Here is a 23,877-nt window from a genome sequence, read left to right on the forward strand (position 1 = left end):
TACTGCCGGCGTTACGGGCTCCATTGCCCAAAATTTACATTTTGTATAGTTAAGAGTATAGTACCAAACCTTATTTTTGTAAAGTATAGTTCTAAATTTATTCCAAAATTCGAAGAAAATAAAGAATAATATGAGCCGCACCTATTATTTACATGGTGTGTATCTATTTTGTCGTGAAAGCGATTGTCAGAGTCATCTATTGTTTTGTATTGACTTATGATTTTATTGTTTCAAATTGTCTGACAAGTTTTTAAGCAAAAAGAAAAAGGCGGTATTTAAATCCGCCTTTGCTTAGGTCTGTGACGTCCGCCGTAATCTCCCTATGTAAAACGACGAGGCCACCTCTCCTGACCTTGTGTATACATTATACGGCTCTCAAATACCCATGTCAAGTAATAAAAACAATATTTTTCAAAAAAAAATAGGACTTTGTACTACCCTAAAGTTTAAAATTAGTTACTTTTGTTTACTATTAGTCAATACAAAAGAATCCCCCAACTGTCCATCAGGGAGAAAACATTGTACTGATATGTCCTCATAGCTGGCCTTAATTGTCAGATAATTATCCGTTTCCGGCTGAGGCAACATAATTTTATCAAACCTCTTGGTACGAGGTACACTGTAGCGGCAATTGCCTGCCACCCCGGTATCAATGTACACCGGTCCATGATCAGAGGGCTCGAAATTATATATATGACCATGGCGCCTATAGGTGTGCTGATGGGCTGTAAAAATCAGATGTATTCCCAGCTCGTCAAAATATGGCATAAACCGCTTTCCCACTTCATCTATATCTGCCAGTGGCTCACTGCTGTCAAGATTATCATAATTAATAATATCCTTATGCATCAGCACCACCTTCCATGGCTTATCAGAAGCCGCCACATCCTGACGTAGCCACTGAAGCTGTTCCTCCATCAGGCCAGGCTTTATAGGGTCCAGCTCCTCAAACTGAGTATTCAGCACAATAAAATGCACCGGGCCACAGTCAAAGGAATAATAGTAACGCTGAAAGGCTGCACTTCCATTGTCCGGAACTGCAAAAAAATTCAAAAAGGCATGGGGAATACGGCATTTCCAGTTAAGATTATAAGTCTCGTGATTTCCCATAAGGGGCACAAATATTTTTGATGGCATATAGGAGCTGATAGCGTTAAACCATTGGCGCCACTGATAGGCCGCCTCACCGTTATCCACCAGATCTCCCATATTAATAAACATATTTATATCACGGTGAGCATTGAAGGCCCCTGATGCCACCCGTCTCCAGGTTTCGTAGCCATCAGAGCATTGGGAATCTGGAAAAATCAGTGCCTCCATGGTATCACTGCCACCTGCTTCCATAGGATACCAAGGACTTGTGGCCCCGTCCTGCACAATCTGATATGTATAATTGCTATTGGGCTGGAGCCGATTTATCAAAACCTTATTAATATAAAAGCTCTCCCCATTATCCTGAAAGAGCCCACCGCCTCCCATATATGACGCAACATTGCCTCCATCGTCCCTTACGTTAACCCGCAAAGAATTATGGGGATTTCGTGAATGCCACATAATAGTTCTGGAATGGGTGCTGTCCTTTGTTATAAGCTGGCGTGGCAAATAAATATCACTGCCTGCCACTGCAGCAGAGGATTTATTGAATTTCCCCATTATCGCAGAAACTATTCCCGAAAAAAAGACCTTTATAAATGAACGTCTATTTAGTTTTGAAGCCATTTTTTCTCTCCCATTTCATGGAAAAATGAAAATTATTGCAATTCCTTTAGGCTATTTATTATCTGCACCGATGGATACGGGGCAAATTCTTCACCTTTGGTATTGCCCGTAAGAACAGCAGCAAAATCCACACCGGCATTTTTAGCCGCCCCGGCATCATAAAGGCTGTCCCCCACATAAAGCACATCTTTTCTGTCTGCCCCGGTGCGCTTAACGGCCATGTTGATGCCCTGAGGGTCCGGTTTGCTGGCAGTGGTATCCTCACTTCCAATAATAAAATCAATAAGATGAGCTTGTCCATCCTGCTGAAATTTTTCTTCTATGCGATGGCGGGTTTTCGTGGAAATAATAGCCACTGTACAGCCCGCTGCCTTCAGCTTTTCCAATGTGGCAATGGTATCTGGGAAGAAATGGGTATTGGGAGTCATTAATTCAGCCGCATACTTTTTATATGCCAGCAGGAATTTATATTTCTCCCCCTCATCAGTTAATCCCGTAACCTGGGTAATGGCATCCATCATTGGCATACCGATGGTGAGCTTAATTTCATCCCAGGGCTTTGCGGGTATGTTAAATTCTTCCAAGGTCCGTAAAAAACATTCCACAATCCCCTTTTCCGAATTTACCAGGGTATAATCAAAATCAAAAAAATAATACTTATATTTCATGTATTTTTTCCTTTTCCAGCCAGTTGGCGTATAATTAATTCATAATATGTAATTATACCATAGATGACATAAGAAAAATTTAGCGAGGTATTAAAAATGACAGACAGTATTGTAAACAGACTCACCAAGCATCTGCGACTTTTTTACAAGGAAAATCCTTATGTGGAGCTGTTACACATTTGGGTGGACAAGGTGGAGGAAGGCTCCGTTACCCTGGAAATGAAAATTGACCGTAAGCACACCAATTTCTATGAAATGTCCCACGGTGGAGCCTTAATGAGTCTGGCGGATACAGCCATGGGTGCCGCCTGCCTTTCCCACAATAAAAAAGTAGTAACCCTATCCTTTAACATGAGCTTTATAAAGGGTGTGCCTTTGGGAGAAAAGCTCATTGCCACCGGGCATGTGGTACATAACGGCTCCCGCACCATGATGTGCGAGTGCGAGCTGAAAAATGAGGATGGAAAGCTGTTTTGCAAGGCCAGCGGCAGCTTCTTCGTCATCGGTAAACTGCTGGCAGAAAGCAAATAATAACGTAGTCAGTTATATAACAATCAAAAAGAAAAGGCGAGGGCAGTTGCTAATAGCGAAAAGAAACGAGGGCAATGTCTATAGCAATAGAAACCGGAACGTAAAAAAACTTTTTCTTGTATTACCTATATATTAGTGGAAAAAATTACTTGTTTGAGCGAAGCGAGTTGTAATTTTTTCCACTATATAAGTACAAGAAAAAGTTTTAGTGACGGGTTCGTGCTATAGACATGTTCTCGTTGTTCTATTGCGCTAGGCAATTATCATCGCCCTCTTTTTTATTTCCCTCAAAATTACTCAATTAGAATCTTCATGCTAGAGGCAATGCCCTCGCTATTTATATTTATCATCAACAACTGAATTTACTGTATTCCCTCTGCCTCTTTGAACGCCTCCTCCAGCGTATGCCAGGAAAGCACCGCACATTTCACCCTGGCGGGCATATTGGAGATATTCTTCAGGGCGAAGGCTTCATCCAGCTCCTCCTCCTCATCCTCTGTCAGCTCCTCCCGCTTAATCATGCGCAGAAAGAGATTGGCCAAATGTCTGGCCTTAGCCACGGATTCACCCTTTATAAGATCAATCATAATGGAGGTAGAGGCCTGAGAAATTGCACAGCCAATTCCCACAAAGGAGGCATCCTTTATATAACCATCCTCCACCTGCAGCTCCAGGGTAATTTCGTCACCGCAGCTGGGATTTCTCCCCTTTAAAGACATATTAGGACATTCCAAATGATGTTTATGCTCCGTGGAGCGACTATGCTCCGAAATCAGCTCTGTATAAATACTGTCAAGCTCCAAGGCCCAACACTCCTCTCACCTTTGATAATGCTTCGATAAATTTATCCACATCTTCCTTGCTGTTGTAGAAGTAAAAGCTAGCCCGACAGGTGGCATTCTGCTTCAAGTAAATCATCAGAGGCTGGGCACAATGATGGCCTGCCCTGATAGCCACTCCATGGGCATCCATAATGGTGGATACATCATGGGGATGTACATCCTTAACATTGAAGGTGACAATACCGGTTTTATTATCCCTGGTACTGTCACAGCCATAAAGCTCAATATAATCCATTTCCTTCATGTGGCTGATGGCGTATTCCGTCAGCTCCTTTTCCTGCTTTTCAATATAATCAAAGCCAACCTTATTAATGTAATCAATGGCAGCAGAAAGACCGGCTGCCCCCCCCACATTCTGAGTACCCGCCTCAAATTTGGCAGGCAATGGAGCGTAATCCGTATGCTGCTCCTCCACATAATCTATCATGTCCCCTCCCATCAGGAAAGGTGGCATATCATTCAGCAGTGCCTCTTTGCCATAGAGGACTCCAATCCCCATAGGGGACAGCATTTTATGTCCGGAAAACACGAAGAAATCAGCATCCATATCCTGTACGTCCACAGCCATGTGTGGCACACTCTGGGAGCCGTCAACAACCACCACAGCCCCTACCTTATGAGCTCTGTCAATTATTTCCTTTACGGGGTTAATGAGCCCCAGCACATTGGAAACCTGGGCCACAGCCACCACCTTAGTTTTTCCGGTAATTTTCTCCTCAATATCCCTTTGGGAAAGATTATGATCATCCTCAAGGTAAATGTATTTTAAGGTAGCGCCCTTCATTTGACACACATACTGCCAAGGCACAAGATTACTGTGATGCTCGGAAATGGCAATAAGCACCTCATCCCCTGTACCAACATGGGATAGTCCATAGCTGTAGGCTACTAAATTTAAGGATTCTGTGGCATTCTTGGTAAAAATAATCTCATGGGAGTATTTGGCATTAATGAATTTTTGGGTCTTCATACGGGCATTTTCATATATGTCCGTAGCCTTAATGCTCAGCTCATAGGCCCCCCGGTGGGGATTGGCATTAAAGCTGTCATAATACTCCTTAATAGCCTGAATTACCTCCTGCGGCTTCTGGGTGGTGGCACCATTATCAAGATATACCAGAGGATTATTTCCCATTGGCTTGCCTAATAAAGGAAAGTCTGCTTTAAATTTTACAGTGTTATTCATTTTCAAGACGCTCCTTTATATAAGAATCAATCTCCTGCCGCAGTGCTTCGTCATCAATTAATTCCAACACCGGATTAAAGGCAGCTTCCAGCACCAGCTTACGGGCCTCTGTCGGACTTAGTCCACGGCTCATAAGGTAGTGAAGCTTATCCTCGTTAATCTTGCCGGAGGATACAGCATGGTTACCCACCACATCATCCTCTCCGGAAAGCATAATCGGTACCGAGCGGTTCCGTACCCCGGAGGAGAGCACCACCACATTTTCCTTTTCGTAGCCCTTGGCCTGCTTGGAACCCTGCTTAAAATCCAAGGTCCCCCTAAAAATCTTCTGGCTTTCACCCATAAGGCCACCGTAGACCTCCAAATTGCCCACTGTTTTGCGGCCCTGGAATTCCAATACATAATTCATGTCCAAGCTGCGGTTTCCGTCACCGAAATATAGCAGGGACACATCCGCCTGTGATTTATCACCCTTAAGAATAATGTTAACCTTGGAGGCAAATGACCTTGCTCCTGTTTCCACAGCCACCAGCTGTAGCTTGGCCTTTTTCTCAAGAACGATATTTATTTCATTCACATGATCACAGTCCTGTGGCATCAGCTGCAGCTGGGTCAGCTTCAATACAGCATTTTCACCAATACTTATATTCACAATACCGTAAGATTCCTTACGATATTCCACAATCATTTTTTCCTGATGTTCAGCCTCAATTTTTATATCCAGATTCTGGGATTCCACCAGCAGATCCTTATCCACAACAGCTTCATTGACACCCAGCCAGTTCCAGGTCCGCATAGGAATCTCACTAAAAATTTCTTTATTCATTCCAAACGCCTCCCTTAACCCATGGTGCCTTCCAGCTCAATATTAACCAGATTATTCATCTCTACCGCATATTCCAGTGGCAGCTCCTTGGCAATCGGCTCCACAAAGCCCCTTACTATCATGGAACGGGCCTCATCCTCACTGATTCCACGGCTCATAAGATAGAAAATTGCCTCATCGCTGATGCGTCCAATGGTGGCTTCATGGCCGATATCCGCCTCGTCCCCCTCAATATCCATGGTTGGCAGGGTATCGGAGCGGGAAATATCATCCAGCATCAAGGACTCACAATTTACGGAGCATTTGGCATAAGGAGCATTTTTTGTAACCTTCACCGCACTTCTGTAAGTGGCCTTGCCCCCGGCCTTGGAAATAGTACGGGTGCTGATATTGGCTGAAGTATGAGGTGCACAATGAATAACGCTGGCTCCCGTATCCAGATTCTGCCCCTTGGAGGCAAAGGTAACGCCGGTAAATTCACACTTGGCATTTTCCCCCTTCAGCACACTGCATGGATACAGCATGGACACGTGGGAACCGAAGGAACCGGAAACCCATTCAATAACGCCGTCCTTGCCCACTACAGCACGCTTGGTATTCAGGTTCATCATATTTCTGGACCAGTTTTCAATGGTGGAATAACGAAGTCTTGCACCATCATTGACAAACAGCTCCACACAGCCGGCATGGAGATTGGTTACATTGTATTTAGGCGCACTGCAGCCCTCAATAAAATGTAGGCTGGCGTTCTTTTCCACGATAATAAGGGTATGCTCAAACTGGCCTGCACCTGCTGCATTTAAACGGAAATAAGACTGGAGGGGAATTTCTACATGAACTCCCTCCGGCACATACACAAAGGAACCGCCGGACCATACAGCACCATGAAGGGCCGCAAATTTATGATCCTTTGGGGGTACCAGCTTCATAAAGTGATCCCTTACGATTTCCTCATGCTCATGAAGAGCTGTCTCCATATCTGTATAGATAACCCCTTGCTTTACCAGATCCTCCTGAATACTGTGATAGACCACCTCAGAATCATACTGGGCCCCAACTCCAGCCAAAGATGTCTGCTCCGCCTCAGGAATACCAAGACGGTCAAAGGTATCCTTTATATCCTGAGGCACCTCATCCCAGCTGCCGGTCATTTTGGCATCTGGCTGCACATAGGTGACGATTTCATCCATGTTGAGCTCTGAAAGATCCGGTCCCCAATTTGGCAGGGACAGCTGATTGTACACCTCCAGAGATTTCAAACGAAACTCCAGCATCCATTCCGGGTCATTTTTTCTGGCGGAAATATCTCTGATGATATCTTCAGTCAAGCCGGACTGGGATTTATATTTTGATTTATCTACATTCTTTATATCATAGAGGGTACGCTCAATATCCTCTATATAAGTCTTTTCCTGTGCCATATTTACTCAGCTCCCTGCAAAAAACCAAAGCCCTCTTTGTCTATTTTCTCAATAAGCTCAGGGCCACCCTCAGCCACAATCTTCCCCTGCATCAGAACGTGAACCTTGTCCACATTCAGCTGCTTCAATATACGGGTGTTGTGGGTAATGATGAGGCAGGCGTTATCCTCATTGTGAAACTTCTTTACGCCGTTGGATACAATCTGAATCGCATCCACATCAAGGCCGGAATCAGTTTCATCCAACAGGGCCAGCTTTGGCTGGAGCATCAGCATTTGCAGAATTTCGTTACGCTTCTTTTCGCCGCCGGAAAAGCCCACGTTCATATAGCGCTGGGCATAGGATTCATCCATCTGCAGCTCCTTCATGGCGGCCTTCAATTCCTTGCGGAATTTAATTACCTTTATATTTTCACCGGTTACAGCCTGCTTGGCAGTACGAATCATATTCTCCACAGTGATGCCGGGAATTTCCTCCGGAGCCTGGAATGACAGGAAAATCCCCTTACGGGCACGTTCAAAGGTCTTTAAAGCTGTAAGATCCTCTCCCTCAAATTCCAGACTTCCACCAGCGATCTCATACTTTGGATGCCCCATAATGGCATTCATCAGAGTTGACTTACCGGAGCCGTTAGGTCCTAATACCACATGGATTTCCCCAGGGTTAACCTCCAAATTAATACCCTTGAGAATTTCCTTGGTGGTGCCTTCTGCCTCACCGTCAGCCACGCTCACCTGCAGTTTTTTGATATTCAATAATTTTTCCATAATATATCTCTCCCATAATACACAGAACAGGCAGTCACACTATCCGCCTCTATTCTGACTAATTTACTCAGTTTTTATTTACGCTCTAATAATAAGTGGTTTTTTATGGGATGTCAATAATTCCGACTAATTTTGTAAGAATACATAAACTTTAAAATAAAAATCCCGTCTTCAAGCTGAAAACGGGATTTTATACTATAAAAAATTTATTTATTTAGGTAATTCATCAAATCATCATAGGCCTGCTTGGCGTATTCATTATCAGGCTCCAGAGTGAGAAGCATTTCTAAATCATCCACTGCTTCATGATATTTACGCTCATCAGCCATAAGGCAACCATGATTATACAGTGCAATAGTATCGTTAGGATACATATTCAGCATCTTATCATAATCCTTAATAGCCTTTTTGTTTTTCTGCATAACTGCGTAGAGGTAAGCCCGGCCAGACAGGGCAGCATAATTGTATTCATCCAGGGACATGGCCTTATTATAATCCTCCAGGGCCTTTTCGTTATAGCCCCATTCTCTAAAAACATCTCCCCGCTTTATATAGGCGTCCACATTTTTATCGTTTATCTGGAGTACCTTATCCATACTTCCTACGGCTTCTGGATAATTTCCATCAGCTAACGCCAAAGAATATGCCTTATTCCAGCCATCAATATTATTTGAATCGGCAGCTGCCAGGGCCAACGCATTTTCTAATTCCGTAGCCCCTCCTTTAAAATTACGGGCTTCCCGCCATAATTTCAGGATTTCCTGACCATAGGTAGTACCCGGTACCGCCCAGCGACCGTTTAAATCTGGCCAATATTGGGCCGAGCCCTGATATTGAGGATATTTCTCCACCAAAATAGTGAATCGCGGATCTACCAGCATTTTCCTTGGCAGCCGGGTGGTGGCATAAGCCACAAGATGCTGTATGTGTGCCCTTACACCACGACGGGGGGTATAGAAGGTATAGCCGGGAACCTTATTCCCTGTAGCCCCCAGACCACAATAATTATTTTGCATAGGCTTTACATCATTGCCATAATTGAAAAAGCCTGTTTCCTTTAAGGCCTGGCAAAGGGCCACGTCAGGCCGGATTCCCTCATCACCAGCCTCCTGATAATAAGCCGCCACCAGCTCCTCTACGGAACAATTCAGCTTCGGATTAGGATTGCGGGACAGAATAAACCGTACCATTTGCTCCTGGCTTATGGTAGCAGGTCCCATGATACTCACCATATCGTCCTTGGAGATCATTTTCTCCCATTTTATAACTGGCTTATAGTGAATCAGACGATGTTTAATTTCCTTGGCCTGAACCGCTTGAACGCAACCTACCAGCACACTTACAGCCGCCATGGCTATAACAAACAGCTTTGCAAAATTTTTAGCGTATTTCATACCCTGCCTCCCTTATCTAAGGAAACCTCCGATAATTTGCTCCTCGGCCTCTGCCTCGGTAAGTCCCAAGGACATGAGCTTAATAAGCTGTTCACCGGCAATTTTGCCGATGGCTGCCTCATGAATAAGGGCAGCATCCACATTTCTGGCATCCAGCTTTGGTACTGCCACCACATGGGCATTGTCCATAATAATGGCATCACATTCCGCATGACCGTTGCATACGGTGTTACCGATAATTGCCGCCTCGAATATTTGCTCAGAATTATCCTTGGCCACGGAACGGGAAATAACATCAGTGCTGGAGCCTTCCCCGTTAAGCTCCACCTCATAAACGCTGGTGGCCTTCTGATCCCCATGGGTCATAAGGCGCTCGTGGACAATCATGGTAGCCCCTTCAGCCAGCTCCGCCTTAGTCACCCTATGGGTGCTGTCAACGCCCTTAATCTGCACCATTTCCATATCCACATAGCTGTTTTCCTTCTGATAAACCTCAGTAACAGGATTTAAAATGCGCTTGCCGCTGCCATCCCCTTCACCATAATGCTTTTCCACATAACGGATTTTGGAGTTTTTGCCCACAAAGAAGCGGTGAACACCATCATGCTCCGAATCATGGCTGCCGCAGTTGCTGATACCACAGCCGGCAACGATAACCACATCGCAGTCCTCACCAATATAAAAATCATTATATACCGTTTCCTTGAGGCCGCTTTCACTGAGAACAACAGGAATGTGAACGCTTTCGTTTTTTGTACCATCCTTGATGATAATATCAATACCAGGCTTGTCCTCCTTGGTAACAATATCAATATTTTCCGTAGTATTACGGGCTGCCTTCTCACCGTTGGCACGGATATTGTAAGCCCCCTTTGGCATCTTATAAAGGTCAGCCACTTCCTTCAGCAGCTGCTTCTGAATATTATCTAACATCAAATGCCCCCTTAACTCATCTTGCTGCAGGCCATGTTAACCGCATCTGCAGTGCCCAAAAGCTCTGGCAGCACCTCATCCTTAGGACCGTGCTTCTTCACCCTGCCGTCCTCAATAACAATGATTTCATCAGCAATGTTAAGGATTCTCTCCTGATGGGAAATAATAAGCACAGTACCCTTGACAGTCTTTCTGATGTTTTCAAAAACCTGAATAAGGTTCTGGAAGCTCCAAATATCAATTCCTGCCTCCGGTTCATCAAAAATGGAAAACTTGGTGCCACGGGCCAAAACAGTAGCGATTTCAATACGCTTCAGCTCGCCGCCGGAAAGGGAGGAATTAACCTCACGATCTATGTATTCCTTGGCGCAGAGTCCCACCTTGGAAAGGTATTCACAGGCCGTATTTACAGAAATATTTTTACCGGTGGCCAGACGAAGCAAATCAAGGACCTTAATGCCCTTAAAGTGAACCGGCTGCTGAAAGGCAAAGCTAATTCCCTTACGGGCCCTGTCAGTAATGGAGCACTCAGTAATATCCTCCCCGTCAAAAATCATCTGGCCGGAGGTAAGCTCCTTAACTCCCATAATCAGCTTGGCCAGAGTGGATTTACCGCCACCGTTCGGTCCGGTAATCACCACAAATTTGCCATCCTCTATGGTGAGGTCAAGATGGTCAATAATTGTCTTAATCTCATTATTTTCTTCAACCTGATAGGTCAAATCCTTTAATTCAAGCATAGCTTTCTCCTCAAAATAAATTATGATCAATGACCATAATTAAAAACAATACACTTTTCATTATAACATAAAAAAAACTGGACTGCATTTCCAGTCCAGCTCCTATGTGTATACATTAGAAAAACGTAGGAAGAGGTCCACAATCGGAACGCTCGCGCTCTCTAGTTTGCCTAGTGGTACTAAGTTCATTCTAGACCTTTGGTTAGAATTCACTAAGTACCAAGGCAAAATATGTCCTCATGTGGACCTCTTCCTACTGTATTTTTGTCTTATTTAAATAAATCATCAGCGATGATGATGGTCTGATCACGATTAGGACCAACGGATACGATGCCCAGCTTAATACCGGTTACCTCAGCCATACGCTCCAGATAAATACGGGCCTTTTCCGGAAGATCCTCATATTTTCTGATACCGCTGATATCAGTCTGCCAGCCCTCGAAGGTTTCATAAACTGGCTCTACCTCAGCCAAAACCTTAAGGGAGGCCGGAATCTCGTTAAGAAGCTCGCCCTTGTACTTATAGCCCACGCACATCTTGATTTCCGGCATAATATCCAAAATATCCAGGCGGGTAATGGCCATATAATCAATTCCGGAAAGCATACCAGCATAGCGGACTACGCAGGCATCAAGCCAGCCTGTACGACGTGGACGGCCGGTAACAGTACCATATTCATGACCAGCGTCACGAATCTTGTCGCCGATCTCATTAAGCTGCTCTGTAGGGAATGGGCCCTCTCCAACGCGGGTACAATAAGCCTTTACTACACCCACAACCTTGTCAATGTCCCGTGGAGCCACACCGGCACCAACACAGACACCACCGGATACAGGGTGAGAAGATGTTACATAAGGGTAAGTACCATAATCAATATCCAGCATGGTAGCCTGGGCACCCTCGAAGAGAATCTTCTTGCCAGCCCTGATTGCATCGTGAAGGAGTGCAATAGTATCACATACATAAGGACGAAGTCGGTCAGCATAGCCCTCGTATTCCTTAAGAATAGCCTCGTAGTCAAATGGCTCCTTGCCATACATGCCCACAACCTGCTTATTCTTGATTTCAAGATTCTCCTTAAGACGCTTTCTGAACTCTTCCTTATCGATGAAGTCGCATACGCGGATACCAATGCGGTCGTCACGGTCAACATAGCATGGCCCAATGCCGTTCTTGGTGGTACCAACCTTGTTGGCCCCCTTCATCTCCTCCAGATAGCCGTCCATCTCACAGTGATATGGCATTACCACATGGGCACGGTTACTGATACGGATGCCACTAACATCGATGCCCTTTTCAATCATGCCATCCATTTCCTGAAGCATAACCTTTGGATTAAAGGCAACGCCGTTACCCACCACATTTAAGGTACCCTTAAACAAAATACCTGATGGCATAAGGCGGAGCTTGTATTCTACACCATCAACAGCCACAGTGTGACCTGCATTGCTGCCGCCCTGGGAACGGACAACCACCTCTGCCTGCTGTGCCAAATAATCAACGATTTTTCCCTTGCCTTCGTCACCCCACTGGGTTCCAAGGATTACTACTGAAGCCATAATGGTCTCTCCCCTCAAAAACAGTATCCGGAACATCCCGATACATTTAAAAAAGTATAGGGGACCGCTTGGCGGCCCCCTTTATTAACAAATTCCAAAAATCAATTTATTACAGTCCGAAGCGAGCCATAATCATGTCAACGTGACGGAGGAAATAATCAACCTTGAAGCACTCATCAATCTCATCCTGAGAAAGATACTTAACTACATCCTCATCCTTGCTGATATTGGTCTTAAAGTCTTCCTTCTCCAGCCATCTCTTCATGGCATTACGCTGAACCCACTTGTAAGCGTCCTCACGAAGAACGCCCTTGGATACCAGGGCAATAAGAATGCGCTGGGAGAAAATCAGACCGCCGGTCTTATTCAAGTTTTCCATCATAGCATCTGGATATACCAGCAGCTTATCAATGATGTTGGTAAACTTCTTTATGCAGTAATCTACATTAATAGTAGAATCTGGCAGGATAACACGTTCTACGGAGGAGTGGGAAATATCTCTCTCATGCCAGAGAGCAATATTTTCCATGGATGCCAGAGCATTACCGCGAACCAGACGGGCCATGCCGGCAATACGCTCACAGGTAATAGGATTACGCTTATGAGGCATAGCAGAAGAACCCTTCTGACCTGGGCTGAAATATTCCTCAGCCTCACGAATATCGGTACGCTGGAGGTTACGAATCTCGGTAGCAAACTTTTCAAAGGAGCTTGCTACGATAGCGAGAGTAGTCATGTACTCGGCATGACGGTCACGCTGAATAACCTGAGTAGCCAGAGGAGCAGGAGTAATACCCAGCTTCTGGCAAACCAGCTCTTCAATCTTTGGATTGATGTTGGAATAAGTACCAACGGCACCGGAGAGCTTACCAACGGAAACAATCTTCTTGGCATGCTCCACGCGCTCGATATCACGGTCAATCTCATTCATCCAAAGAGCCAGCTTCAAGCCGAATGTCATTGGCTCTGCATGGATACCATGGGTACGGCCGATGCAAACTGTGTGCTTGAACTCAGCTGCGCGGCGCTTCAGTACCTCACGGAATTTTTTCAAATCATCAATAATCAGCTCGGCAGATTTCTTCATCATAATGCCAAGGGCAGTATCCTTAACGTCACTGGAAGTCAATCCCTTGTGAATATACTTGGAATCATCGCCTACATACTCAGCCACATTGGTCAGGAAAGCAATAATATCATGGTTGGTTTCCTTCTCAATTTCCTTTACTCGATCCAGCTCGAAATGGGCCTTTTCACGAATGTTCCTGGCAGCCTCCTTTGGAATCTCTCCCAGCTCAGCCATTGCTTCGCAAGCGGCGATTTCCACATCCAGCATAACCTCAAACTCATGCTGCAGAGTCCAGATATTACCCATTTCAGGGTTGGTATACCGTTCGATCATTGATGCAATTCCTCCTTAAAAAGAAAACAGCTTCTATTGCCTGGGTAACCCAGGCGGGGAGAACATCGTCCACCCCATTGTTATCCGTATACATCATAGCATTAGCCTGGAGACACTGTCAACCGCTGAGCCATGTATACAAGGCCTTAATACATCACGCTGTCATCAAGATTAACAAAGCCGGATACAAGCTCCCGGGCTATATTAACCAGCTTCTCACAATCACCATCATGCTTGCCCTCAATATTCATTGGCATATTTGGATCATGGAGGGACAGGCGGAGAAGAATCCAGCCTTCATTAGGGAATACCAGACGAACGCCCTCATAGGATGGAGAAGCTACCTGAATACCGCGGGCCTGAGCCAATTCCTTGAATTCCTCCAGCACCCCTCTGCCGTATGTCTTATAATCCTCCAATCCACGAATATACAGGCGATACTCCCTGGCATCTGCCGGATAACCCAATTCCTCGATTAAACTGGTAAGCTGCTTATCCTCACGGCGAGCCTTGGCCGCCGCAATAATCAGCTTAACAGCCAGATATGCTCCATCATCCAAATAGTAGTTTTCCTGCAGGGCACCATGGCCGGAGGTCTCAATTGCCAACGGGGAAACAATACCCTCCTCATTAAGGCGGATACATTCATTGATGACATTCTTGTAGCCCCTCTTAAAGCGGTGGTGCTTCAGATGGAGAGTTCCCTCCAAAAATTCCGTAAGCTCATCGGAGGTTACGGAGTCTGTAACAATGGTGCTGCCCGGATAATCCGGAGCCAGAATAGCCGCCATTATGGCTATAAGGGCATTGCGGCTGATAACCTTCCCATCTGGAAGCACTGCCCCCATACGGTCCACGTCAGTATCAAAAATCAACCCCAAATCAGCATGGGTATCATTGACAATCTTTTTAATGGAAGCCATAGCCTCCTTGTTCTCCGGGTTTGGCACATGGTTCGGGAACCGGCCATCAGGATCCAGGTACTTACTGCCAGTTGTATCAGCCCCTAACGGCTTTAATACCTTATTAGCAAAGAAGCCACCGGCACCATTACCGGCGTCCACCACTATTTTCATGCCGGAGAGAGGCTGCATGTAGTTCTCCTCCAGATTAGCCCCCACTCTGATTTTTTCGCACAAATATTCAGAGTAAAGATCAATAAGCTCCAAGCTTTCCACATCGCTAATATCATAGCGGACTGGCTCCAGCTGAGCTGCTGCCTTCAGTATTGCCTTAATATCAGCCTTCTCCAGGCCACCCTCTGCTGTAAAGAACTTTAATCCATTACGATTATATGGAAGGTGACTGGCGGTAATCATAATGGCTCCATCCATCATGGTATCCTCAAAAACCGTGGACATATACATAGCCGGAGTAGAAGAAAGACCGCAGTCAAACACTCTGGCCCCTAAATTCATGGCACCCTCAATGGCCGCCTCCTTCAGGCTTACCGCACTGAGACGGGAGTCATGACCCACGGAAATCTTTAGCTTCGACGCCGGTTTGCCGGTTTTATCGACCAAAAAATTTACAAAGGCAGCACCAATAACATTGGCAACATCATGGGTAAGGGTAACATCCTCCCCCTCAACACCTTCCATGGCAACACCGCGTATATCGCTGCCGTTTTGCAGCTTTAACAACTTTTTTTCATCCATATCGAACACCTCCAGGGTATTTTTTTCTACGATTACTATTATAACGCAATTATTCAAATTTTTCCTTTTAAATAAAAGAAAAAAACTCCTATTAGCGTTTCAACCCGGTGAGAACAATTTTCACCGAGTTATAACGCAATTGTTGACTTAGTACCACAAACATACCATAGGTGGCATGTTTTTTTATAAAATGATATAATGATGAATTAATGCGGGGTAATCTCTGTCTCGCGTTACTATTTAAGGAGATTTAAAGCATGGCAGATGTAAAAATAAAATCTATGACAGAGAGCAGCCTGTTGGTGGCTATAACTGTTATAGTAGCCTTGGTGGGAGTCTATATCCCCCTGCTGGGTGAAGTTGCTATATTAATTTGGCCTTTGCCTATTCTGATTCTGGAGGTACGGCACGGTCTAAAGTGGGCCCTGCTGAGTATATTGGCCGCCGGAATTATCATGACCATACTTATTGAACCCATGTCGGCTATCAGACTGGTATTGGGCTTTGCCCCACCGGCTATTGCCCTTGGATATGGCTTCAGAAGGGCTCTGCCCGCCGGTCAGAACTTGCTCATATCCCTGGTAACGGCTGTAATTTCCATGGTTTTGGCATTGGGCCTGTTTTTGGCCGTTACTGGTATTAACCCCTTCAACATGGAGCTGGAGATGATGGAGGACACCTTCAATTCTTCTATTGCAGCTTATGAAGCCATGGGTATACCGGCCGATAAAGTTGACGAGATGAAAGATAACTTTGGCCAGGCCTTTAAGCTGGTGGGGATGCTTATGCCGCTGATAGTGATCTGTTCCGGCCTTATTACCACCCTCATTAACTATGTTATGGGGCGTAAGGTGCTGACCCGTTTAGGCTATAATCTTCCCGGGCTGCCACCTCTTGACCATTGGCGTTTGCCTGTAGCCCTATTCTATCTATTTGGTTTTTCTCTTGTGGGAATTTACTGGGGGGAATCCCGTAGTATCTCATTATTGACCCAGATTTCCTACAATGCTTTTTTCCTCACCACCTGCACCGGTTTTGTTCAGGGGGTGGCCATACTTAGCAATTTATTAAGGAACAAAATTTCCAGATGGATGTTCTGGATTATCATTGGCTTCATATTCATTAACGGTCTGTTGGCTCAGCTGTTAGCATTTGTAGGCCTGTTTGATATGATTTTTGATTATCGCAAGCGTTTTTCTGCAAGACGTAATTAATATTGGAAACAGAGGTTAATAAAAATGCCAAGAAATCTAAATGCCTGGATTGATATTGCCATAATACATCTGGCCGCCCTTTTGCTGGTGGTTGTACTGTTTTTATACAACTGGTATATCGGTGCAGCATCACTGATGGTATGGTGCGCCACCTTATTCTTCGGCTATGAACGGTGTCGTTATCGAAGTGAGGAATTCGCCCATTATTGCCATACTGTAATCAGCAATGTTAATGATGCTTCCAATTATGCTCTGGATAATCTGCCACAGATGATTGTCATCACAGATAAAAGTGGCCGCCTCCAGTGGTTTAACAAAGAACTGGAAAAGCACATCAGGGTTATTCCTGAATACGGCATGTCAATTAACAAGGGCGAGGCTGCCTTTTGGCCGGAGCTTGATCTAAATGCTATCTGGGGCAAAAATGGTGAAACTGTATTTATCCATGAAAATGTTCATTACAAGGTAAAACATGTGCCTATTGCCACCAAGGATGACTCCTGTGGTCTTATGGCCCTTTATGTTATTGATGACACTCCTTATCAGCTGCTGAAGCGAATTCACGCCAACAGCCGCTCTGTCCTGATGTATATCCAGATTGATAACTACAATGACGTACTGAAGGGCCTAAATGATGCGGAGAAAAACAGCCTCATATTTGAGGCCAACAAGATGATTGATGAATGGACCACACACCTTGAGGGCTATACACGTCATATCAGCAACGATATGTATATTGCTGTTATCGAGCGTCGCAATCTGGATATGGCCATAGGTGAGAAGTTCGACATTCTGGACAAGATTCACAATCTCTTTAACACCACCAGCAAGCTGCCAATTACCCTGAGTATGGGTATCTCCGTGGCTGACCGTCAAACCTACATCGAGTTGGGCCAGCAAGCCCAGGCAATGCTGGATTTGGCACTTAGCCGTGGCGGTGACCAGGCTGCTATTATGATGAACGGCCAAACCAGCTTCTTTGGTGGAAAAACCAAGGCACTGGAAAAGCAGAACCGTGTTAAGGCCAGAGTTATGGCCTCCAACATAAAAGCTCTCATGCAGACTGCCGATGAAATATTTATCATGGGGCATCACAATGAGGACTTCGATGCTCTTGGTGCCGCCATGGGCGTGGCCCGTATGGCCAAAACCCTTGAGAAGCCGGTTCATATTATCCTTAGCGACATGAATGAGGGCATCGATAAGATTATTGATATGCTTTCCTCCCGTGAGGAATACGCAGGACTCTTTATTCCTAACGAAAAGGTGGTAAACATTACTGCCCAGAATCCTGTACTCTTTGTGGTGGATACATTTATTCCGCATCTCACTGCCGCCCCGGAAATGCTGGAGCGCATTGAGCAGGTAGTGGTAATCGACCATCATCGCCGCAGTGAAAAATGTATCAAGAATACGAAAATCGCCTACACTGAAACTGCCACCAGCTCCACCAGTGAGCTGGTTACTGAGCTGCTTATGTATTTCGGGGATGAACTGAAAATCAGCCGCATAGAGGCCATTGCCTTGTACTGCGGTATTTTGGTGGATACCAAGAACTTTGCTGTTCAGGTGGGTGTGCGCACCTTTGAGGCGGCAGCGTATCTTCGCCGTTGGGGTGCTGATCTGGTGGCCGTCCGCCAGCTCTTTAGAACTGACTTTGCCACGGAGGTGGCAGAGGCCAAGGCCAAATCCACAGCCAATATGCTGCCAAATGGCCTTATTATTACAAAATGTCCTGAGGCCATGCCTAACATTCAGGTGGTGGCAGCCCAGGTGGCGGACTCCATGCTGAGAATCGAAGGGGTCAGGGTCAGCATTGTGGTATTCCAGCTGACTCAGAATACTGTAGGTGTCAGTGCCCGTTCAGCAGGCGACATAAATGTTCAGCTGATTATGGAAAACTTTGGTGGCGGCGGCCATCAGAATGTGGCTGGAACCCAGCTGAAGGACGGCACTGTGGATGATGTTTATAACCAAGTATTGGAATATACAAATAGCTTTATAGAGGAGTTTGATAGCAATGAAAGTAATACTGCAGAAGGACGTTAAGAACGTAGGTAAAAAAGGTGATATCGTAGAGGTTTCCGACGGCTATGGCCGCAATTTCCTGTTGCCAAAGAAGGTGGCAGTGGAAGCAACCTCCAATAATATAAACGTTGCCAAGGCCCAGGCCGGCTCTGCAGCCCGCAAGAAGGCCCAGGACACTGATGAGGCCAAGCTCATGGCTGCCCAGCTTTCCCAGGTCAGCGTTACCATTCCCGTGAAAATCGGTGAAAACGGCCGTCTCTTTGGCTCCGTTGGTGGCAAGGATATTGCTGACGTTTTAAAGAAGAAGCACAACATTGATATTGATAAGCGTAAAATTTCCCTGAAAACTGAGATTTCCGGCGTTGGCACCTACGAGGCAGTCATTAAAGTACATCCGGAAATCACCTCCACCATTAAGGTAGAAGTAATACAGGGTTAATAGGTTTTATTCATGAAAAATTTCTTTTCTAAATTATTAAATCTCAAAACCCAGGACCGGGATGCCAATCTGGATTCTGCCAAGGCAGCTCTGGAGGCTGAAATGGGTCCCCGGGATGAGGTGGACAGAAAAATAGATGCCCTGTTTAACCTGCTGGTGGACTATTACGGCTCCGACAAGCTGGTTATCAAGGCAGGCAAAATGGATGCTTTACAGTACGTGCGCTCACCTAAAAGAGGTGAGCGTGTACTTGCTTTACAGAGAATTATTAACGAAAATCCCACCATCAAAGAGGTGCCAAAGGATGATGAGCTGCTGAAAATATTGGAGCAGCTTACGGAGCAGTTCTCCGACATTCTGGCCCGCCGCTCAGTGGAGGATGATTTGGAGAAAAAGGTGGCAGAACGCCTGGAGGAAAATCATCAGGATTACGTTAAGGATATAAAAATGCAGATTCTCAAAGAGGAGAAAAAGAATGGGGAATCTCCTCTGGAACAAAAGAAGCGTGAGCATTTGGAGGAGCTGGAGAAAGTTAGTCTGACCCAGTCTGTTATGGAGCTTTTACGCCCATCCTCCACAGATGAAATCGTAGGCCAAAAAAGGGCTGTTGATTCCCTGCTGGCAAAGCTCAGTTCCCCATATCCCCAGCATCTTATCCTTTACGGACCACCGGGAGTAGGCAAAACTACTGCTGCCCGTCTGGTGCTGGAGGAAGCCAAAAAACGGAAGCTGTCTCCCTTTGCAGATGATGCACCTTTCATCGAAACAGATGGTACAACCTTACGCTGGGATCCCAGGGACATGACCAACCCATTGCTGGGCTCTGTACATGACCCTATTTATCAAGGTGCCCGTAGGGACTTGGCTGATACTGGTATTCCGGAGCCAAAGCCCGGGCTGGTTACCGATGCCCATGGTGGTATTCTCTTTATTGACGAAATCGGCGAAATGGATGTTATGCTCCAAAACAAGCTCCTTAAGGTCCTTGAGGATAAGCGTGCCTTCTTTGAATCCGCCTATTATGACCCGGCTGATGAGAAGATTCCCCCTTATATCAAAAAATTATTTGAAGAAGGGGCCCCGGCTGATTTCGTGCTAATCGGTGCCACCACCAGGGAAGCATCACACATAAATCCGGCTCTCCGCTCCAGATGTGCGGAAATTTACTTCGAGCCACTGACTCCTGCCAATATTCAGGAAATTGTAAGAAATGCTGCCAAAAAGCTCTCCGCAGATTTAGGGAATGGGGTGGCAGAGCTTATCAGTGAATATACCATCGAAGGCCGTAAAGCCATCAATATTCTGGCAGATGCCTATAGTCTGGCCCTGGAGCGCAATGCCCAAAGGAATGGTGATCAGGAGGCTGACACCCCTGTTTCCATTGAAAAGGCAGATATTTACAAGGTAGCCCAGGTGAGCCGTCTAAGCCCTTACGTAACCAAAAAGGCCTCGGATCGTCTGGAGATCGGCCATATTTTTGGTTTGGGAGTGGCAGGCTTTCTGGGCTCCGTCATTGAAATTGAGGCCATTGCCTTTGAATCCCGTGAAAAGGGCAAGGGTACTGTCCGCTTTAATGAAACAGCCGGCAGTATGGCCAAGGATTCCGTATTTAACGCTGCCTCCGTGGTTCGCATGATTACCGGGAAGGATATTCACGATTACGACATTCACATTAATGTTATTGGCGGAGGCAATATTGATGGCCCAAGTGCCGGAACTGCCATTCTTACTGCCATTTTATCTGCCATTACCAAACGTCCTATCCGTCAGGATGTGGCGGTGACAGGAGAAATTTCCCTTCAGGGCCGTGTACGCCCCGTGGGAGGTGTCTTCGAAAAGGCCTATGGCGCCAAACAGGCTGGTATAAAGACCCTGATTATTCCAAAGGAAAACAGCAAGGATATTCCAAAGCAGCATCTGGGACTGGATATTCACCCCGTTTCCACTGCCAAGGAAGCATTTGAGTTACTGCTGGCCCCAGAGCCAGAAAAATCGGAGGATTAACAAATGCCAATGATTGATAGAGTTCCGCCTCAAAATATAGATGCTGAGCAGGCTGTTTTGGGAGCCATGCTCATAAAAAAAGAGGCCATCGCCGAAGTTTCCCAGATTTTAAGACCTGAGGATTTCTATCGTGATGCCCACAAAATCGTATATGAGGCCATGCTGACTCTCTTTAATAAAAACGAGCCGGCGGACATCGTCACCGTTTCCGATTACCTCAACAATGAGAATCTTATGGAAAAGGTGGGTGGGGTTACCTTTATTACTGCCCTGGCCAATACTGTACCAACGGCAGCCAATGTTACCTACCATGCCAAGATCGTGCGCGAAAAGTCGGATTTGAGGCACCTCATAAATACCGCCACAGACATTGCAGGCATGGCCTATGAGTCCTCCGATGATGTGGCCGACGTTATTGATAAGTCGGAAAAGATGATTATGGAGGTAGCCAACCGCCAGAATGTAAGTGCCTTTACCCCAATGCGGGATATCGTTATGGAGACCTTTGACAAAATCAATGTACTCTACGAAAGCAAGGGTGGACTTACAGGTATTCCCTGTGGCTTTACGGATTTGGACAAGCTCACCTCCGGCCTTCAGGCCTCTGACCTTATTTTGGTGGCTGCCCGTCCAAGTATGGGTAAAACCGCCTTTACCCTTAATATAGGTGCCCACGTGGCCCTGAAAGAACACAAGAACGTGGCCTTCTTCTCCCTGGAAATGTCCAAGCAGCAGCTGGTTCAGCGTATGCTGTGTTCCGAAGGTGGTATTGACTCCCAAAAGCTCCGTAAAGGAGAGCTGGACAAGACTGACTGGAGCAAGCTGGTAAACGTGGCCAACAAGGTGGCAGAGGCTCCTCTATATATTGATGACACCGCTGGTATCACCGTAATGGAGCTGCGATCCAAGGCCCGCCGTCTTAAAGCGGAAAAGGGACTGGACCTCATTATCATCGACTATCTCCAGCTGATGCAGGGGCGCACCGGCAAGGGAGCCACAGATAACCGTCAGCAGGAAATATCTGAAATTTCCCGTTCCTTAAAGGCGGTGGCCCGTGAGCTGAATGTTCCCGTTATTGCCCTTTCCCAGCTGTCCCGAAGTGTGGAAAGCCGTCAGATAAAGCGTCCTATGCTCAGTGACCTCCGTGAATCCGGTTCCCTGGAGCAGGATGCGGATATCGTAATGTTCCTCTACCGCGAGGATTACTATGATCCGGAAACTGTAAATAAAAATATTACCGAGGTTATTGTGGCCAAGCATCGTAATGGTCCTGTGGATACGGTGAAGATGTTCTTCAAGAAGGAATTTACCCGTTTCAACGATTTGTCCAAGATGCAGTAATAACATAGGTCATCATTCAAACTAAAACACCCATTTAAAGCCTGATTTATCCATATCATTTTTTCTTCATGGATAGTCGGGCTTTTTTGTGTCCAAAAAATTTTTAAAAAAAATAAAAATTCTATTGACAACCATAATGGTAGGTATTAAAATACAAACATACTAAACATATATGTTTTCACCAACGAACTAATAAATAATACATCAGGAGGCGTTTATTATGGCTAAAATCTACAACAGTGTTACTGAACTTATCGGTGGTACCCCTCTTTTAAAGGCTAACAATTTTGCCAAGGCCAATGGCCTTGAGGCTAATATTCTGGTTAAGCTGGAGTATTTCAATCCAGCGGGCAGTGTTAAGGACCGCATTGCCAAGGCCATGATTGAAAAGGCCGAGGCAGAGGGAAAGCTCACCCCTGATTCCGTTATTATCGAGCCTACCAGCGGCAACACTGGTATCGGCTTGGCCAGCTTTGCTGCAGCCCGGGGCTACAAGGCTATTCTCACTATGCCGGAGACCATGAGCGTTGAGCGTCGCAATCTCTTAAAGGCTTACGGTGCAGAGATTGTCCTTACAGATGGTGCCAAGGGTATGAAGGGTGCTATTGAAAAAGCCGAGGAGCTGGCAAAGAATACCCCACATTCCTTTATCCCATCCCAGTTCACCAACCAAGCCAACCCTGAAGCACATAAAAAGACCACCGGCCCAGAAATCTGGAATGATACCGATGGTAATGTAGATATATTTATTGCCGGCGTTGGTACTGGCGGTACTCTTACTGGTGTAGGTGAGTATCTGAAGTCCCAAAAGGCTGATGTGAAGGTAGTCGCTGTGGAGCCTGCCACTTCCCCTGTTCTCAGCAAGGGAACTGCCGGTCCTCACAAGATCCAGGGAATTGGTGCCGGCTTTGTTCCAGATACCCTGAACACCAAGATTTACGATGAAATTTCCCCTATCGAAAACGATGATGCCTTTAAGTATGGCCGTCAGTTCTCCCAGAGTGAGGGTATTCTCATCGGTATTTCCTCCGGTGCAGCCCTGGCCGCAGCTGTTCAGCAGGCCAAAAAGCCTGAGAACAAGGGCAAGAACATCGTGGTGCTCCTGCCGGATACCGGTGACCGTTATCTGTCCACCCCTCTTTTTTCTTAAAGCAGACTAATACGAATTTAATAGATAATCAGTTAAGTGTCAATAAAAACAACAC

20 protein-coding genes are annotated in these 23,877 nt (G+C 45.8%); 7 read left to right on the top strand and 13 right to left on the bottom strand.

Translation table 11 applies throughout. The annotated features are described in order from the left end of the window. Window positions 1-456: 456 nt before the first annotated feature. Complete coding sequence (locus ACKI5G_RS00075) at window positions 457-1,719, bottom strand: metallophosphoesterase (RefSeq protein WP_407396456.1); 1,263 nt, start codon at window positions 1,717-1,719, stop codon at window positions 457-459. A gap of 32 nt (window positions 1,720-1,751) precedes the next feature. Beyond that, window positions 1,752-2,387, bottom strand: a complete 636-nt coding sequence (locus tag ACKI5G_RS00080; RefSeq protein ID WP_407396458.1) for an HAD family hydrolase — start codon at window positions 2,385-2,387, stop codon at window positions 1,752-1,754. A gap of 96 nt (window positions 2,388-2,483) precedes the next feature. Here ACKI5G_RS00080 and ACKI5G_RS00085 point away from each other — a divergent pair, with 96 nt between their 5' ends. Next, the gene (locus ACKI5G_RS00085) at window positions 2,484-2,918 is read left to right on the top strand and encodes a PaaI family thioesterase (protein ID WP_407396460.1); all 435 of its coding nucleotides are present in this window, start codon (window positions 2,484-2,486) and stop codon (window positions 2,916-2,918) included. Window positions 2,919-3,280: 362 nt separating this feature from the next. On the opposite strand, the gene sufU is transcribed toward ACKI5G_RS00085, so the two are convergent. The 11 genes from sufU to ACKI5G_RS00140 form a co-directional block, all read right to left on the bottom strand. Continuing rightward, complete coding sequence (sufU, locus tag ACKI5G_RS00090) at window positions 3,281-3,721, bottom strand: Fe-S cluster assembly sulfur transfer protein SufU (protein ID WP_027396770.1); 441 nt, start codon at window positions 3,719-3,721, stop codon at window positions 3,281-3,283. Next, complete coding sequence (locus ACKI5G_RS00095; protein WP_407396462.1) at window positions 3,711-4,946, bottom strand: cysteine desulfurase; 1,236 nt, start codon at window positions 4,944-4,946, stop codon at window positions 3,711-3,713. Before ACKI5G_RS00095 ends, sufU begins: the two co-directional genes overlap by 11 nt. Further along, the gene (locus ACKI5G_RS00100; protein ID WP_407396464.1) at window positions 4,939-5,772 is read right to left on the bottom strand and encodes a SufB/SufD family protein; all 834 of its coding nucleotides are present in this window, start codon (window positions 5,770-5,772) and stop codon (window positions 4,939-4,941) included. The genes ACKI5G_RS00095 and ACKI5G_RS00100 overlap by 8 nt, the downstream gene beginning before the upstream one ends. A gap of 14 nt (window positions 5,773-5,786) precedes the next feature. After that, a complete protein-coding gene (gene sufB / locus ACKI5G_RS00105; RefSeq protein WP_407396466.1) occupies window positions 5,787-7,193 on the bottom strand; it encodes a Fe-S cluster assembly protein SufB in 1,407 nt (468 codons plus the stop codon). Between the two features lie 2 nt (window positions 7,194-7,195). Beyond that, the gene (gene sufC / locus ACKI5G_RS00110) at window positions 7,196-7,963 is read right to left on the bottom strand and encodes a Fe-S cluster assembly ATPase SufC (RefSeq protein WP_407396489.1); all 768 of its coding nucleotides are present in this window, start codon (window positions 7,961-7,963) and stop codon (window positions 7,196-7,198) included. Between the two features lie 203 nt (window positions 7,964-8,166). After that, window positions 8,167-9,354 carry a glucosaminidase domain-containing protein gene (locus ACKI5G_RS00115; RefSeq protein ID WP_407396468.1) on the bottom strand — a complete coding sequence of 396 codons (1,188 nt, stop codon included), beginning with the start codon at window positions 9,352-9,354 and terminating at the stop codon, window positions 8,167-8,169. Between the two features lie 12 nt (window positions 9,355-9,366). Further along, window positions 9,367-10,287, bottom strand: coding sequence for a SufB/SufD family protein (locus tag ACKI5G_RS00120; protein ID WP_407396470.1), 921 nt, complete (start codon window positions 10,285-10,287; stop codon window positions 9,367-9,369). 11 nt (window positions 10,288-10,298) lie between these two features. Continuing rightward, complete coding sequence (locus tag ACKI5G_RS00125) at window positions 10,299-11,027, bottom strand: ABC transporter ATP-binding protein (RefSeq protein WP_407396472.1); 729 nt, start codon at window positions 11,025-11,027, stop codon at window positions 10,299-10,301. Between the two features lie 269 nt (window positions 11,028-11,296). After that, on the bottom strand, window positions 11,297-12,586 hold the full coding sequence (locus tag ACKI5G_RS00130) for an adenylosuccinate synthase (protein WP_407396474.1): 1,290 nt from the start codon (window positions 12,584-12,586) through the stop codon (window positions 11,297-11,299). Between the two features lie 109 nt (window positions 12,587-12,695). After that, entirely contained in the window at window positions 12,696-13,988 is a 1,293-nt protein-coding gene (gene purB / locus ACKI5G_RS00135; RefSeq protein ID WP_039206852.1) for an adenylosuccinate lyase, read from the bottom strand. Between the two features lie 146 nt (window positions 13,989-14,134). Beyond that, window positions 14,135-15,646, bottom strand: a complete 1,512-nt coding sequence (locus ACKI5G_RS00140; protein WP_407396477.1) for a phosphomannomutase/phosphoglucomutase — start codon at window positions 15,644-15,646, stop codon at window positions 14,135-14,137. Window positions 15,647-15,903: 257 nt separating this feature from the next. Here ACKI5G_RS00140 and ACKI5G_RS00145 point away from each other — a divergent pair, with 257 nt between their 5' ends. From ACKI5G_RS00145 to cysK, 6 genes are all read left to right on the top strand, one after another. Next, a complete protein-coding gene (locus ACKI5G_RS00145) occupies window positions 15,904-16,860 on the top strand; it encodes a YybS family protein (RefSeq protein WP_407396479.1) in 957 nt (318 codons plus the stop codon). 24 nt (window positions 16,861-16,884) lie between these two features. Further along, complete coding sequence (locus tag ACKI5G_RS00150) at window positions 16,885-18,909, top strand: DHH family phosphoesterase (protein WP_407396481.1); 2,025 nt, start codon at window positions 16,885-16,887, stop codon at window positions 18,907-18,909. Next, window positions 18,881-19,327: a 50S ribosomal protein L9 gene (rplI, locus tag ACKI5G_RS00155; RefSeq protein ID WP_407396483.1), complete on the top strand. Its 447-nt coding sequence runs from the start codon at window positions 18,881-18,883 to the stop codon at window positions 19,325-19,327. The genes ACKI5G_RS00150 and rplI overlap by 29 nt, the downstream gene beginning before the upstream one ends. Window positions 19,328-19,339: 12 nt before the next feature. Next, the gene (lonC, locus tag ACKI5G_RS00160) at window positions 19,340-21,331 is read left to right on the top strand and encodes a Lon family ATP-dependent protease (RefSeq protein WP_407396485.1); all 1,992 of its coding nucleotides are present in this window, start codon (window positions 19,340-19,342) and stop codon (window positions 21,329-21,331) included. 9 nt (window positions 21,332-21,340) lie between these two features. Further along, window positions 21,341-22,672, top strand: a complete 1,332-nt coding sequence (gene dnaB, locus ACKI5G_RS00165) for a replicative DNA helicase (protein ID WP_276838241.1) — start codon at window positions 21,341-21,343, stop codon at window positions 22,670-22,672. 220 nt (window positions 22,673-22,892) lie between these two features. Continuing rightward, window positions 22,893-23,822, top strand: coding sequence for a cysteine synthase A (cysK, locus tag ACKI5G_RS00170; RefSeq protein ID WP_407396487.1), 930 nt, complete (start codon window positions 22,893-22,895; stop codon window positions 23,820-23,822). Window positions 23,823-23,877: the final 55 nt, after the last annotated feature.

It is taken from the genome of Anaerovibrio sp., from assembly GCF_045637405.1.
Lineage (GTDB): Bacteria > Bacillota > Negativicutes > Selenomonadales > Selenomonadaceae > Anaerovibrio.